Source organism: Nonomuraea sp. NPDC050540 (genome assembly GCF_044457485.1).
Classification (GTDB): Bacteria; Actinomycetota; Actinomycetes; order Streptosporangiales; family Streptosporangiaceae; genus Nonomuraea.
In genome coordinates, this window is the sequence record NZ_JBITHA010000028.1 from 25318 (window position 1) to 37460 (window position 12143).

13 protein-coding genes and 1 pseudogene are annotated in these 12143 nt (G+C 70.0%); 2 read left to right on the forward strand and 12 right to left on the reverse strand.

From position 1 onward, the window contains the following. The 5 genes and pseudogenes from ACIBI5_RS50515 to infC all read right to left on the reverse strand — a co-directional run. A complete protein-coding gene (locus tag ACIBI5_RS50515; protein ID WP_397258367.1) occupies positions 1–1083 on the reverse strand; it encodes an ATP-binding protein in 1083 nt (360 codons plus the stop codon). 49 nt (positions 1084–1132) lie between these two features. Then, positions 1133–1945, reverse strand: a complete 813-nt coding sequence (locus ACIBI5_RS50520) for a TrmH family RNA methyltransferase (RefSeq protein WP_397258369.1) — start codon at positions 1943–1945, stop codon at positions 1133–1135. A 43-nt stretch (positions 1946–1988) separates the two neighbouring features. Further along, positions 1989–2372 carry a 50S ribosomal protein L20 gene (rplT, locus tag ACIBI5_RS50525; RefSeq protein WP_184961802.1) on the reverse strand — a complete coding sequence of 128 codons (384 nt, stop codon included), beginning with the start codon at positions 2370–2372 and terminating at the stop codon, positions 1989–1991. Positions 2373–2396: 24 nt separating this feature from the next. After that, positions 2397–2591, reverse strand: a complete 195-nt coding sequence (rpmI, locus tag ACIBI5_RS50530) for a 50S ribosomal protein L35 (RefSeq protein WP_379624731.1) — start codon at positions 2589–2591, stop codon at positions 2397–2399. Positions 2592–2834: 243 nt separating this feature from the next. After that, positions 2835–3347 (reverse strand): annotated as a pseudogene (gene infC, locus ACIBI5_RS50535) (translation initiation factor IF-3); the annotation flags it as partial. A 363-nt stretch (positions 3348–3710) separates the two neighbouring features. Between infC and ACIBI5_RS50540 the strand changes: the two are divergent. Next, positions 3711–3965, forward strand: coding sequence for a type II toxin-antitoxin system Phd/YefM family antitoxin (locus ACIBI5_RS50540; RefSeq protein ID WP_397258371.1), 255 nt, complete (start codon positions 3711–3713; stop codon positions 3963–3965). After that, entirely contained in the window at positions 3962–4384 is a 423-nt protein-coding gene (locus ACIBI5_RS50545) for a type II toxin-antitoxin system VapC family toxin (RefSeq protein WP_397258373.1), read from the forward strand. The genes ACIBI5_RS50540 and ACIBI5_RS50545 overlap by 4 nt, the downstream gene beginning before the upstream one ends. Here ACIBI5_RS50545 and ACIBI5_RS50550 read toward each other — a convergent pair. The 7 genes from ACIBI5_RS50550 to ACIBI5_RS50580 form a co-directional block, all read right to left on the reverse strand. Then, positions 4359–5192 carry a shikimate dehydrogenase gene (locus ACIBI5_RS50550; protein WP_397258375.1) on the reverse strand — a complete coding sequence of 278 codons (834 nt, stop codon included), beginning with the start codon at positions 5190–5192 and terminating at the stop codon, positions 4359–4361. The genes ACIBI5_RS50545 and ACIBI5_RS50550 overlap by 26 nt on opposite strands. A 353-nt stretch (positions 5193–5545) precedes the next feature. Then, complete coding sequence (mltG, locus tag ACIBI5_RS50555; RefSeq protein WP_397258377.1) at positions 5546–6694, reverse strand: endolytic transglycosylase MltG; 1149 nt, start codon at positions 6692–6694, stop codon at positions 5546–5548. Between the two features lie 211 nt (positions 6695–6905). After that, the gene (gene mltG / locus ACIBI5_RS50560; RefSeq protein ID WP_397258379.1) at positions 6906–8285 is read right to left on the reverse strand and encodes an endolytic transglycosylase MltG; all 1380 of its coding nucleotides are present in this window, start codon (positions 8283–8285) and stop codon (positions 6906–6908) included. Then, entirely contained in the window at positions 8282–8764 is a 483-nt protein-coding gene (gene ruvX, locus ACIBI5_RS50565) for a Holliday junction resolvase RuvX (protein WP_397258381.1), read from the reverse strand. The genes mltG (ACIBI5_RS50560) and ruvX overlap by 4 nt, the downstream gene beginning before the upstream one ends. A 1-nt stretch (position 8765) precedes the next feature. Beyond that, positions 8766–11438 (reverse strand): alanine--tRNA ligase, encoded by a 2673-nt coding sequence (gene alaS / locus ACIBI5_RS50570; RefSeq protein ID WP_397258383.1) that lies wholly within the window; start codon positions 11436–11438, stop codon positions 8766–8768. 18 nt (positions 11439–11456) lie between these two features. Then, positions 11457–11687 carry a hypothetical protein gene (locus tag ACIBI5_RS50575; RefSeq protein ID WP_397096907.1) on the reverse strand — a complete coding sequence of 77 codons (231 nt, stop codon included), beginning with the start codon at positions 11685–11687 and terminating at the stop codon, positions 11457–11459. After that, the gene (locus ACIBI5_RS50580) at positions 11684–12070 is read right to left on the reverse strand and encodes a DUF948 domain-containing protein (protein ID WP_397258385.1); all 387 of its coding nucleotides are present in this window, start codon (positions 12068–12070) and stop codon (positions 11684–11686) included. The genes ACIBI5_RS50575 and ACIBI5_RS50580 overlap by 4 nt, the downstream gene beginning before the upstream one ends. Between the last annotated feature and the right edge of the window lie 73 nt (positions 12071–12143).

Below are 12143 nucleotides of genomic sequence, written 5' to 3' on the forward strand. Positions count from 1 at the left end.
CTACGCGAAGTCAGGCGTGCCGGTGGGCAACATAAATCGGAACTCGGCCCCGCCCTCGGGAGCACGCTGCACGGTGATCGTCCCGCCGTGCGCCTCGACCAGGCCCTTGACGATGAACAGGCCAAGCCCGGTGCCGCCGCGCCGGCGGCTGTTGCCGCGCCAGAACTGCCGGAAGACGCGCGTGGCCAGCTCGGGGCGGATGCCCTCACCCTGGTCGCGCACAGACACGGCTACTCCATAGTCGACGGCTTGAACGTCAATGCTCACGGTTCCGCGTCCGTGCCGCAAAGCGTTTTCCACCAGGTTACCGAGAATCTGGTCGATCTTGTCCTGGTCGAGCCAGGTCTCGGGCAGGTGGTCGGCGACGGCGAGCCGGAAGCGGTCCTCGGGCTCGCCCGCGGCCACGCGCCCGGCGATGGCCCGGCGCACCCGCGCGGGCACGTCGACGACCTGCCGGTGCACCTCCATGCGGCCCGACTCGATGCGCGAGACGTCGAGCAGCTCGGTGATCAGCCGGGTGACGCGGTCGGCGTCGGTGTTGATGGTGTCGAGCATGACGCGCTTCTGCTCGTCGGTGAAGCGGCTCCACTTGGCCAGCAGCGTCGCGGTGAAGCCCTTGACGCTGGTCAGCGGGGAGCGCAGCTCGTGGGCGACGGTCGAGACCAGGTCGGCGCGGCTGCGTTCCAGCCGGGCGCGGGCGCCGCCGTCGCGCAGGACGATCGTCACCCGTTCGACGTCGCCGCGGCGCTCGGGCTCGCGGACCAGCCGGGCGGTCACGTGGAGCTCCTGGCCTCCGGGCAGATGCAGCGGGCGTTCCGGGACACGGGTGCGGGTGCGCAGCCCGCCCTCCGGGTCGAGGGCCTTCCACCACTCGCGGCCGTCGTGGTCGCGCAGCGGGAAGACGTCGTTCATGTGCCGTCCGACCGCCCGTTCGACGGGTACGCCCGTCAGCCTCGCGGCCGCCTTGTTGAGCGCCAGCACCCTGCCGAACCTGTCGGTGACGATGACCCCGTCAGGAAGGTCGTCGATGCCGATCGTGCACACGGAGGCCACCACCCGACCTTCGCTGTCTTCGCCGTGCACGACCCCGCCTCCTCGACTACATGGCCGACAATAGCGGGTTTCCGCGCCCCTAGGGCACCCGCTGAGCCCGTGCGGACGCGTAGAGACACACTGCTGCCGCGGTGGCCAGGTTGAGGCTCTCCGCCTGCCCGTAGATGGGCACTCGCACCACGTCGTCGGCCAGCGCGCGTACCTCTTCCGGCAGCCCCCACGCCTCGTTGCCGAAGATCCACGCCGTCGGCCCGGACAGGTCCACGTCGTCGAGGGTGCGCTCGCCCGCGCCGTCCGCGGCCAGCACCCGCAGTCCCTTGTCCTTGAGCGCCTGTACGGCTCCCGCCACCGGGCTGCCGATCACCACCGGCAGGTGGAACAGGCTGCCGGCGCTGGCGCGTACGCACTTGCCGTTGTACGGGTCCACGGAAGCGTCGGTGAAGACCACGGAGTCGGCCCCTGCCGCGTCGGCCGCCCGCATCACGGTGCCGGCGTTGCCCGGGTCGCGCACGTGCGCCAGCACCGCCACCAGGCGAGGGGCGCCGTCGAGCGCCTCCTCCAGCGGGACGTGCACGAAGCGGCAGACGGCCAGCAGCCCCTGCGGGGTGACCGTCTGCGAGAGCTCGGCCATCACCTCGCCGCTGGCGCGGTGCACCGGCAGGTCGCGTGAGAGCGCCTCGTCGACCAGGTCGGGGTGGCGCTGCTCGGCCTCCGCGGTGGCGAACAGCTCCAGCGTCACGCCGTCGAGCTTGAGCGCCTCGCGCACCGCCTGCGGGCCCTCGGCCACGAACCTGCGGTCCTGGTCGCGGAAGGAACGCTTGGCCAGGCGCCTGGCCGCCTTCACCCGCGGCGCCCTGATGTTGGTCAGCTCCACGTTGTCCCCCAGTGCCATGCAAAAAGGGCCCACCGGAGGTGGGCCCCTTGACCGTAAAACCTCAGCTCGCGGCCGGCGCGTTCACGTTCGCCGGCAGCGCCTTCTTGGCGGCCTCGACGAGCGTGGCGAAGGTCTGGCTGTCGTTCACCGCGAGGTCGGCGAGGATCTTGCGGTCGACCTCGATGTGGGCCAGACGCAGTCCCTGGATCAGGCGGTTGTAAGTCATGCCGTTCTGGCGGGCGGCGGCGTTGATCCGCTGGATCCACAGACGGCGGAACGCACCCTTACGGTCCTTGCGGTCCCGGTAGGCGTACGTCATCGAGTGGAGCATCTGCTCCTTGGCCTTGCGGTAGAGCCGCGACCGCTGGCCGCGGTAGCCCGCTGCCCGTTCGAGGACGACCTTGCGCTTCTTCTTGGCGTTGAGCGCCCGCTTCACGCGTGCCATGTTGTATCTCCCCGGGGGTTCGCGCTACTTAGCGAGCAGCTTCTTGATCTTCTTGACGTCATTGTCGGAGACAATCACTTCGCCCTTGAGACGGCGCGTCAGCGTGGAGGACTTCCACTCGTTGTAGTGCGCGCGAGCGGCACGACGGCGCTTGACCTTGCCGGTGCCGGTAAGCCGGAACCGCTTCTTCGCACCGCTGTGCGTCTTCATCTTCGGCATCTCGCCGTCTCTCCCTCAATTCGTCCGTGCCGGTGGCCGGGTCGGTGCAGGCCGACCCGGTCGCGGCGTCTTCGTTACGGCAGTGGCGTCGTTCGGGGGTTGCCGTGTAAGGCTAACCCGAACCGCGGGTCACGCTTCCTGTGCGGAAACTTCCTCACCTGGTACGGAAGCTTCCTCACCCAGAGAAGGCTCCTCGCCGCCACGCTGTGCCTTGGCTGCGGCCTTTTCGGCCTTGGCCTCGGCCTTCTTCTTGTGCGGACCGATCACCATGATCATGTTTCGGCCGTCCTGCTTGGGCTGGGACTCGACGAAGCCGAGCTCCGTGACGTCCTCCGCCAGCTTCTGCAGGAGCCGGAAGCCCAGCTCGGGACGCGACTGCTCACGTCCGCGGAACATGATCGTGACTTTGACCTTGTCTCCCGCCTTGAGGAACCGCACCACGTGACCCTTCTTGGTCTCGTAGTCGTGCGGGTCGATCTTCGGCCGGAGCTTGATCTCCTTGATGATCGTGTGCGCCTGATTCTTGCGCGCCTCGCGCGCCTTCATCGCGGACTCGTACTTGAATTTTCCGTAGTCCATGAGCTTGCACACGGGCGGTCGAGCCGTGGCCGCGACCTCGACGAGGTCGAGGTCGGCCTCCTGGGCGAGCTTGAGGGCGTCGTGAATGGAGACGATGCCGACCTGCTCGCCGTTCGGGCCCACGAGGCGAACCTCGGGAACTCGGATACGCTCGTTGATGCGGGGCTCAGTGCTGATGGGGCCTCCTAGGTTTGCGTCCCTACGTGCTCGTCGTGCCGAGAGCTTCGCACGTACGTGTCTGTACACGCGAAAAGCCCCGCACGTCGCGCATGCGGGGCCACTGAGCTCGTCGGCTTCGTGGCCGTAAGCTCCCCGGAGTAGTCCGGCGTGATCCTGGACCCGGCCGCCGGGCGGCGACTCAGGTGGGAGGGAGACCTCCGCTTGCGCGTCCAGCAAGGCATGCCGGACCGATCAGGGAGTTACGTTACCACAACACACCGAGTTCTTCGAATCATCCCGCGCCGGGAGCGTCGGCTTGCTATCACTGTGTGCTACCGGGCCGGCTTGCTAATCTAGACAGACTAGACAGGAGGTGGGTCCATGTCCTCATGGCAGCTCCAGGAGGCCAAGCAGCGCTTCAGCGAAGTGGTGCGGCGGGCACACGACGAAGGACCCCAGATCGTCACCCGGCACGGCGAGGACGTGGCCGTGATCATCGACATGGCCGAGTATCGGCGCCTCAAGGGCCAGGAGCCCGACTTCAAGAAGTTCCTGCTCGAAGCTCCCGACTGGGACGACGACCTCGACTTCCCCCGCCAGCGCGATCTGCCCCGCGAAGTGGACCTCGGCTGGTGAGCGTCGGCTACCTCCTCGACACCAATGTCGTGTCGGAGGCCCGCAAGCGCAACGGCAGCCTGCAGGTGAAGTCGTGGATCGACGGCTCTCTGGGGCCGACGCTCTACCTGAGCACGATGTCCGTCGGGGAGATCCGGTGCGGCATCGAGCTGCGCCGCCAGCGCGACCCCCAGCAGGCACTCGTCCTGGAGCGCTGGCTGGCCCGCCTCTACCAGTCGTTCCAGGACCGGATCGTGCCCGTCACGCCGGAGATCGCCGAGGAGTGGGGGCGCCTCAACAGCGCCAGGCCGCTCCCGACGCCCGACGGCCTGCTCGCGGCCACCGCCAAGGTCCACGGCTGGAGCATCGTCTCCCGCAACGTCAAGGACTTCGCGGGCACGGGCGTCAGCATCATCAACCCGTTCGACTGGCCCGCCTGAGGATCTCCGCCTCGCCGGCCGCGCGCATGGCCTCGACCGGCACGTCCGCGCGGCCGGTCATCAGCTCCACCTGCCGCACCGCCTGGTGCAGCAGCATCGCGAACCCGCCCACCACGCGCCCGCCCGCCTCCAGCACGCTCGCCGCCGCCTTCGTGGGCCACGAAGCGTAGACCACGTCGAACAACGCCGGCACCCCCGCCAGCGACCCCGCGTGACCGTCGGCGGCGCCGCCGGGCAGCGTGGAGATCACCAGGTCCACCCCGAGCAGGTCATCGAGCTCGTCCAGCGGCGCCACCCGCAGCGCCACCCCCAGCCGCTCGGCCACCGCGGCCGTCCCGGCCGCCCGCCCCGCATCCCGTACGGCCAGCGTCACCCGCTCCAGCCCCAGGTTCCGCAGGGCCGCCAGCGCGGAACCGGCGGTCGCTCCCCCGCCCAGCACCAGCGCCGAACCCGGCCGCGGCACGCCCGCCTCGGCCAGCGCCCGCTCGATCCCGTAGACATCGGTGTTCTCACCATGGGCGGAGCCGTCCCGGAAGACCACCGTGTTGGCTCCGCCGACCTCGACGGCCAGCTCGGAGACGGTATCCAGCAGGGGCAGCACGGCCCGCTTGAGCGGCATCGTCAGCGACAGCCCCGCCCACTGCCCGGCCTCACCGCGCAGGCCCGCCATCCGCGCGGGCAGCGCCGCCTCGTCGCACTCGAAGGCGTCGTAGGTCCAGTCGTCGAGGCCCATCGCCCGGTAGGCCGCCCTGTGCAGGTACGGCGAGAGCGAATGCGCGATCGGCGAACCGAGTACCGCTGCCCGCATGAAACCCCTCCTTCTCCAGCCACAGGACCCTACCCCTGGCCGCCGATCCGGCCGACATCGGCGGCCGGGAGAACACCACCACTTGGGCGGGCCGTCGCGGCGGGGAGTGCGTCCGACGTGAGAAGCGATCCCCCCGACCTGCGCCCGCCCGCGACGGCGGGTGGCGTCGGGGTGGCTTGCCGTAACGAAAAGGGCGCCTGCCACAACGGAGAGCCTGGGAAAGGACCCGCCACAACGGTAGAGGCCCTTGAAGAGGGCCCGCCGCGACGAGAAGTGCCCGCCGTAGCGGAAGGGGCCCTGGTGGAAGGGCCCCTTCCGGGAGACGTCCGCGACGGGCGGGAGCCGCCGCCCGCTCAGCCGCCGTTCTTCTTGTACTCGTTCAGCAGCACCTGGAACTCCGCGTCCGTGGTGGCGAACTTGGTGACCTGGCTCTTCGGGTCGGTGGCGACGAAGTACAGCCACGTGCCCGGTGTCGGGTTGAGCGCGGCCTCGATCGCGTGGTCGCCCGGGTTGGCGATGGGGCCGGGCGGCAGGCCCAGGTGCAGGTAGGTGTTGTACTTCGACGGCGTCTTCGTCTCGGCGAAGGTGGCGGCCGTCTTGTACTTGCCGAGCGCGTACATGACCGTGCTGTCCATCTTCAGGTGCATCTCCGGCTGGTGGGCGAGCCGGTTGTAGACGACGCGGGAGATCTTGCCCATGTCCTCCTGGCGCCCGGCCTCCGCCTGGATGATGCTCGCGATGATCATGATCTCGTGCGGGGTGCGGCCGAGGTCCTTGGCGCCCGCCTCCAGGCCGGTCCGGTCGGCGGTCTCCTTGAAGCGGTCGACCATCTTCGTGAGGATCGCGGCCGCGCTCGACTTCGGCGGGAACTGGTAGGTCGCGGGGAACGCGTAACCCTCCAGGCGGCCCTTGGCGTAACCGGGCAGGCCGAGTCCGCCGGACTTCTTGGCGGCGGCGGTGAAGTCCTTGGCCGGGATCTTCGTCTTGTCGGCGAGCTGCGTGAAGGTGTCGCTGAGGCGCAGGCCCTCCTGCAGCGTCACCTCGGTGTACTGCCGGTTGTTCGCGTCGAGTTCGGTGACGGCGTCCGAGGCGCGCATCTGCTTGCGCAGCGTGTAGTGGCCGGGGACGAGCGAGGCGCTCTTGCCGGAGTTGGTGACGGCGTTGATGAAGGCTCTGGAGTCCTTGATGACGCCGAGGCGCTCGAGTTCTTCCGCGACGTCGGTGGCGCTCTGGCCCTGCCTGATCTCCAGGGCGACCGAGCCGCTGCCGGGGCCGGAGAAGTCGCCGGGAACGAGGCGGTCGCTCACCCACAGGTAGCCGTAGTAGCCACCGCCGCCGACGATGCCGAGCAAGACGATGAGCGCGAGCAGCGGCGCCATGAAACCGCCGCGATTGCGACGGCGGCGACGGCGGCGCCCGCGCCGGCCGTTGCCCTTCTGGCGGCGCGAGCGTCCGTTGTCGTCCTCGGAGCCGAGGAGCAGGTCCATGTCGAGATCGTTCATAGCTGCGATGGCCAATCTCCCGGTATGACCGGCCTGGCGTCAAGACCGGCGAGGGTTACCGAGCGGAACGGGGGGAACCGCCGGTCACATGCGGATGACCAGCGATGATCACTCTGAGTAGCCATGCTAGGGGACGCGGAGAGTGCGTGCGCCCCTTCCGCGGGGCGGCGCAGGGAGACTCCCTGCGGGACGGGGGGTGTCCCGACGAGCATCAGTTGGTCCCGAGGTATTCGTTCAGCTCTTCCCGGTATCTCACAAACTCACTCTCTTTATCGGTGAATTTCGTGATTCTATGCTCCGGATCGGTGGTGACAAACCAGTACCAATCGCCCTCCGCAGGGTTCAAAGCCGCCATCAGCGCCTTCTCTCCAGGGTTGGAGATCGGCCCCGGCGGCAGCCCCGCACGGAGGTAGGTGTTGTACGGCGAGCGCACCCTGGTGTCCTTCTCCGAGACCTTGAGCGTGCGGCGGCTCTGGGCGTACAGCACGGTGGTGTCGAGCTGCAGCGGCATGCCCAGTCCCATCCGGTTGTAGATCACCCTGGCGATCTTCGGGTAGTCGGCGTCCCTGCCGCCCTCGGCCTGGACGATGCTGGCCACCGTCACGACCTCCAGCGGCGTCAGGTTCACCTCGGGAGCACGCTGGGCCAGCTTCACCTCTCCGGCCGCCGTCCTGAACCGCTCCACCATCGCCGCGACCACGTCCGTGGCCGAGGAGTCCGGCTCGATCTCGTACGTCGCCGGGAACAGGAACCCCTCCACGCCTCGCGCGTACTCCGGCAGCCCGAGCAGGTCGGTGTCGATCGAGCGCAGCTCGTTCAGCGGCAGCCCGCCCTGGGCCGCCACCCGCCGGAGCACCTCCTCGGCCCGCATGCCCTCCGGCACCGACACCTTCTTCACCACCCGCGACCCCGGGTGCAGCAGCATGTCCACGGCCGCCCCCGCCGCCATGCCCTTGCGCATCCGGTAGTGCCCCGGCCGCAGCCGGTCGGCGACCGCCTTCTGCTCGGTGGCGTTGATGAACGAGCGCGCGCTCGCCACCACCCCCGCCGCCGTCAGCGCCGCGCCGACCTCTCCCGCACTGGAGCCGGGCTGGATGCGCACCGTGACCGCGCCGCTCCCCTGCCCGTCGAAGTCATCGGGCAGCAGGTACGGCTTCGCCACCAGATACCCACCCACACCCACCGCCACGACCGACGCGGCGAACCCGGCCACCAGCAGCCCCTTGGTCCGCCGGGTGAGGCCGCGCTGGGCGGGCAGGGGCACCGTCTCCGCCCCGACCTCCTCGGCCACGTCGATCTCCCCACCGGCCAGCAGTTCCGCGGCCAGCGAGCCCGGGTCGTCCTTGGCACCACCTTGCGGCGGAACGGCGGCGGCCAGCCCGGCCCCGTCCCGGGCCCGCTCCTGCCCCGCCCTGGACGCCTCGCCTCCTGGCGAGCCCTGCTCGGGCACGAAGGCCCCATGCCCGGACCGCTCACCGGTGGACGGCGCACGCGCGGCGGCAGGCTCCGCCGGCGGTGAGTCTTCTGACGGCGGCTCGTCGGGCCGGGGGTCCGGGGCCGGGCCTCCGGCCGGGTGCTCGTGTCCGCTCACCGGGCAGCCCCGTCGTCCGCCCCGGCGGGCGGATCGACGGGTCTGCCCGGTGGCTCGCCTGTGGCGCGTTCCCGGTCGAGGGCGTCCTGCAGCAGCACCACGGCCGCCGCCTGGTCGACGACCCCGCGCTGCTTCTTGGCCTTGACCCCGCTGGCCCGCAGCCCCTGCTGGGCGGCGACCGTGGTCAGCCGCTCGTCGTAGAGCCGGACCGGGATGGGCGCCAGCCGTACCGCCAGCGAACGGGCGAAGGCGCGGGCCAGCTCGGCGGCCTGCCCCTCACGGCCGGACAGCGAGGTGGGCAGGCCCACGATCACCTCGATCGCCTCGTGCTCGGCGGCGATCGCCGCGATCCTGGTCTGGTCGCCCTTGCCGCGCCTGACCGTTTCGACCGGGGTGGCCAGCAGCCCCGAGGGGTCGCTGCGGGCCACGCCGATGCGTACCGACCCGACGTCGACGCCGAGCCTTGTGCCGAACCTCATGTCAGGTGAGCTGCTCACCGACGGACCGCTCGACTGCCTGCAGCGCCTCGGCGACGGCGCCCGCGTCGGTGCCACCGCCCTGCGCGACATCGTCCTTGCCGCCACCGCCACCCCCAAGTGCCTTGGCGGCGACGCCGACCAGTCGCCCGGCCTTGAGACCACGCTCGCGTCCCGCCTCGTTGACCGCGGCAACCACCACGGGCCGTTCGGTGGGGGCCCCGGCGATCACGACGACCGCCGGGCGGTCGGCCGGGAACCTGCCGCGCACATCAAGCGCGAGCTTACGCAGGTCGTCGGCACCGGTTCCATCAGGCGCGCGGTGCGCGACGAAGGAGACTCCGTGCAGGTCACGCGCCTGCGAGGCGAGCTCGCCGGCGATCTGGAGCACCTGGGCCGAGCGCAGCTTCTCCAGGTCCTTCTCGGCGGCGCGCAGCCGGGAGACGATGCCCTCGACCCGCTCGGGCAGCTCCTCGCGGCGGGCCTTGAGCTGCTCGGTGAGCTGGGCGACGAGCAGGCTCTCGCGGGCCAGGAAGCGGAAGGCGTCGATGCCGACCAGCGCCTCGACGCGGCGCACGCCGGCGCCGACGGACTGCTCGCCGAGCACCTTGACCAGGCCGAGCTGCCCGGAGCTGTGGACGTGGGTGCCGCCGCACAGCTCGCGGGAGTAGTCGCCGATCTCGACGACGCGGACCTCGTCGCCGTACTTCTCGCCGAACATGGCCAGGGCGCCCATGGCGCGCGCCTCGGCCTGCGTGGTGTAGAAGGCGTTGACCTGGAGGTCGTTGATGAGGACGGCGTTGACCTCGTCCTCCACGTCGCGCAGCACGCTCTGCGGCACGGCGCCCGCGGCGGTGAAGTCGAAGCGGAAGCGGCCGGGCGAGTTCTCCGAACCGGCCTGCGCCGCGGTCTCGCCGAGCGCGTTCTTGAAGCCGCGGTGGACGAGGTGGGTGGCGCTGTGGCTGCGGGAGATCGCGCGGCGGCGCTCGATGTCGATCTCGGCGTGCGCCTCGTCGCCGGCTCTGATCTCGCCCTCGCGCACGCGCCCGCGGTGGACGACCAGCCCGCCGATGGGCGACTGCACGTCGAGGATCTCGGCCTCGCCGCTGCCGGTGCGGATGACGCCCTGGTCGGCGAGCTGGCCGCCGCCCTCGGCGTAGAAGGGGGTACGGCCCAGCACGATCTCGACCGTGGTGCCCTTGCCGGCGACGGGCACGGTGGCGCCGTCGACGAGGATGCCGAGGATGGTGGAGTCGGCCTCGGTGGCGTCGTAGCCGAGGAACTCGACCTTGCCCGCCTTCTCCAGCAGCGTGCCGAAGACGGAGATGTCGGCGTTGCCGGTCTTCTTGGCCTTCGCGTCGGCCTTGGCGCGCTCGCGCTGCTCCTTCATGAGGCGGCGGAAGCCGTCCTCGTCGACCCGCAGGCCCTGCTCGGCCGCCATCTCCAGAGTGAGGTCGATGGGGAAGCCGTAGGTGTCGTGGAGCTGGAAGGCCTGGTCGCCGGAGAGCGTGCTGCCGGACTTGCGCTTGGTCTCCTCGACCGCGACGTCGAAGATCGCGGTGCCGGTGCGCAGCGTGCCGAGGAAGGAGGCCTCCTCTGCGTCGACGACCGCGTGGATCTGCGGGGCGTCGGCCTTGAGCTCGGGGTAGGTCTCGCCCATCGCGTCGATGGTGACGTCGGTGAGCTCGTGCATGTAGCGCTCCTCGCCCGAGCCCAGCAGGCGCAGGTTGCGGATCGAGCGGCGCAGGATGCGGCGCAGCACGTAGCCGCGGCCCTCGTTGCTGGGCGCGACGCCGTCGGCGACCAGCATGGTGCCGGTGCGGACGTGGTCGGCGATCACCCGCAGGCTGATGTCGGCGCGCGGGTCGCGGCCGTAGCGGGTCTTGGTGAGCTCGGCGGCCTTGTCGAGGATCTTGTAGGTGGTGTCGATCTCGTAGAGGTTGTCGACGCCCTGCAGGATCGTCGCCATGCGCTCCAGGCCCATGCCGGTGTCGATGTTCTTGGCCGGCAGCTCGCCCGCGACGTCGAAGTCGATCTTCGAGCGCACCGCGCTGAGCTGGTACTGCATGAAGACGTTGTTCCAGACCTCGAGGTAGCGGTCCTCGTCGGCCACCGGGCCGCCGTCCCTGCCGTACTCCTGGCCGCGGTCGTAGTAGATCTCCGAGCAGGGGCCGCCGGGGCCGGGCACGCCCATGTGCCAGTAGTTGTCCTCCAGGCCGCGGCGCTGGATGCGCTCCATGGGCACGCCGACCTTGTTGTGCCAGATGTCGATCGCCTCGTCGTCGTCGAGGAAGACCGTCACCCAGAGCTTCTCCTCCGGGAAGCCGAAGCCGCCGTCGGACTCCGCGTTGGTCAGCAGCTCCCAGGCGAAGGGGATCGCCTGGTCCTTGAAGTAGTCGCCGAAGGAGAAGTTGCCGAGCATCTGGAAGAACGTCGCGTGGCGCGTGGTCTTGCCGACCTCTTCGATGTCGGGCGTGCGCACGCACTTCTGCACACTGGCCAGCCGGGCCGCCGGAGGCTTGCGCTGCCCCAGGAAGTACGGCTTGAACGGGACCATGCCCGCGGGCACCAGCAGCAACGTGGGGTCTTCGGCGATCAGGCTGGCCGAGGGCACTACTTTGTGCCCACGCTCCTCGAAGAAGCGCAGGAAGCGGCGAGCGATTTCTGCCGACTCCATGTCAGCCATCCTTTGCAATCAGTGGTGGTTGTCACCGTTGTCGAGCCCGAAGCGGGCGCGCAACGTGGTTTCGCGCTCGGCGGCCTCGCCGAGCGCGTCCGAGGTAAAGTCTCTCACCTGCTCCAGGAGCCCCGCCGCGTTGTCCACGGTACGGCGGGCCACATGCTCGGGACGCAGAGCCTGCAGCCTGCGCATCACCCAGACCGCGGTGAACGCGCCGAGCGACAGGTAGAACAGGCGGCGGATCATCGGTGCCGCCTCACCCGGGGGCGCGGACGGCGGGCCTGGATCGCCCTGCGCACACCGTAGCTGAGCGCCGAGACCTTGATCAGCGGGCCCGTGAAGATGGTCTGGGTCACCCCGCTGAGCTTGGCCGCGTGCGAGCTGACCTGCTTGACGTCCTTCGTGATCGCCTCGACCGCGACGAGCTGGCGATTGGCCTCGTTGACCGTGACGCTGACGTCTTCGAGCAACGGCACCACCCGCTCGCTCAGGTCGGAGACCATCTTGGTGGTCTCGGTGAGCAGCCGGGCGAGCTTGACGAGCACCATGGCCAGCACGCAGACCAGGACTATCCAGCCCGTGGCGGCGATCAGCCCGGCGACCTCTCCAGCGGTAAGCACTCCGCTCATCTCCCTCTTACGCTGGGCCGGAACGCCAAGACCCTATCGCGTCCTCCCGACAGAAGAGGGCATCAAAGGCCGG

Bases quoted from the DNA above. Each gene is read 5' to 3' on its own strand.
- alaS (WP_397258383.1), bottom strand. From the start codon at position 11,438: ATGGAGTCGGCAGAAATCGCTCGCCGCTTCCTGCGCTTCTTCGAGGAG.
- ruvX (WP_397258381.1), bottom strand. From the start codon at position 8,764: ATGAGGTTCGGCACAAGGCTCGGCGTCGACGTCGGGTCGGTACGCATC.
- rpmI (WP_379624731.1), bottom strand. From the start codon at position 2,591: ATGCCGAAGATGAAGACGCACAGCGGTGCGAAGAAGCGGTTCCGGCTT.
- ACIBI5_RS50580 (WP_397258385.1), bottom strand. From the start codon at position 12,070: ATGAGCGGAGTGCTTACCGCTGGAGAGGTCGCCGGGCTGATCGCCGCC.
- ACIBI5_RS50575 (WP_397096907.1), bottom strand. From the start codon at position 11,687: ATGATCCGCCGCCTGTTCTACCTGTCGCTCGGCGCGTTCACCGCGGTC.
- ACIBI5_RS50520 (WP_397258369.1), bottom strand. From the start codon at position 1,945: ATGGCACTGGGGGACAACGTGGAGCTGACCAACATCAGGGCGCCGCGG.
- mltG (WP_397258377.1), bottom strand. From the start codon at position 6,694: ATGAACGATCTCGACATGGACCTGCTCCTCGGCTCCGAGGACGACAAC.
- ACIBI5_RS50540 (WP_397258371.1), top strand. From the start codon at position 3,711: ATGTCCTCATGGCAGCTCCAGGAGGCCAAGCAGCGCTTCAGCGAAGTG.
- ACIBI5_RS50550 (WP_397258375.1), bottom strand. From the start codon at position 5,192: ATGCGGGCAGCGGTACTCGGTTCGCCGATCGCGCATTCGCTCTCGCCG.
- rplT (WP_184961802.1), bottom strand. From the start codon at position 2,372: ATGGCACGCGTGAAGCGGGCGCTCAACGCCAAGAAGAAGCGCAAGGTC.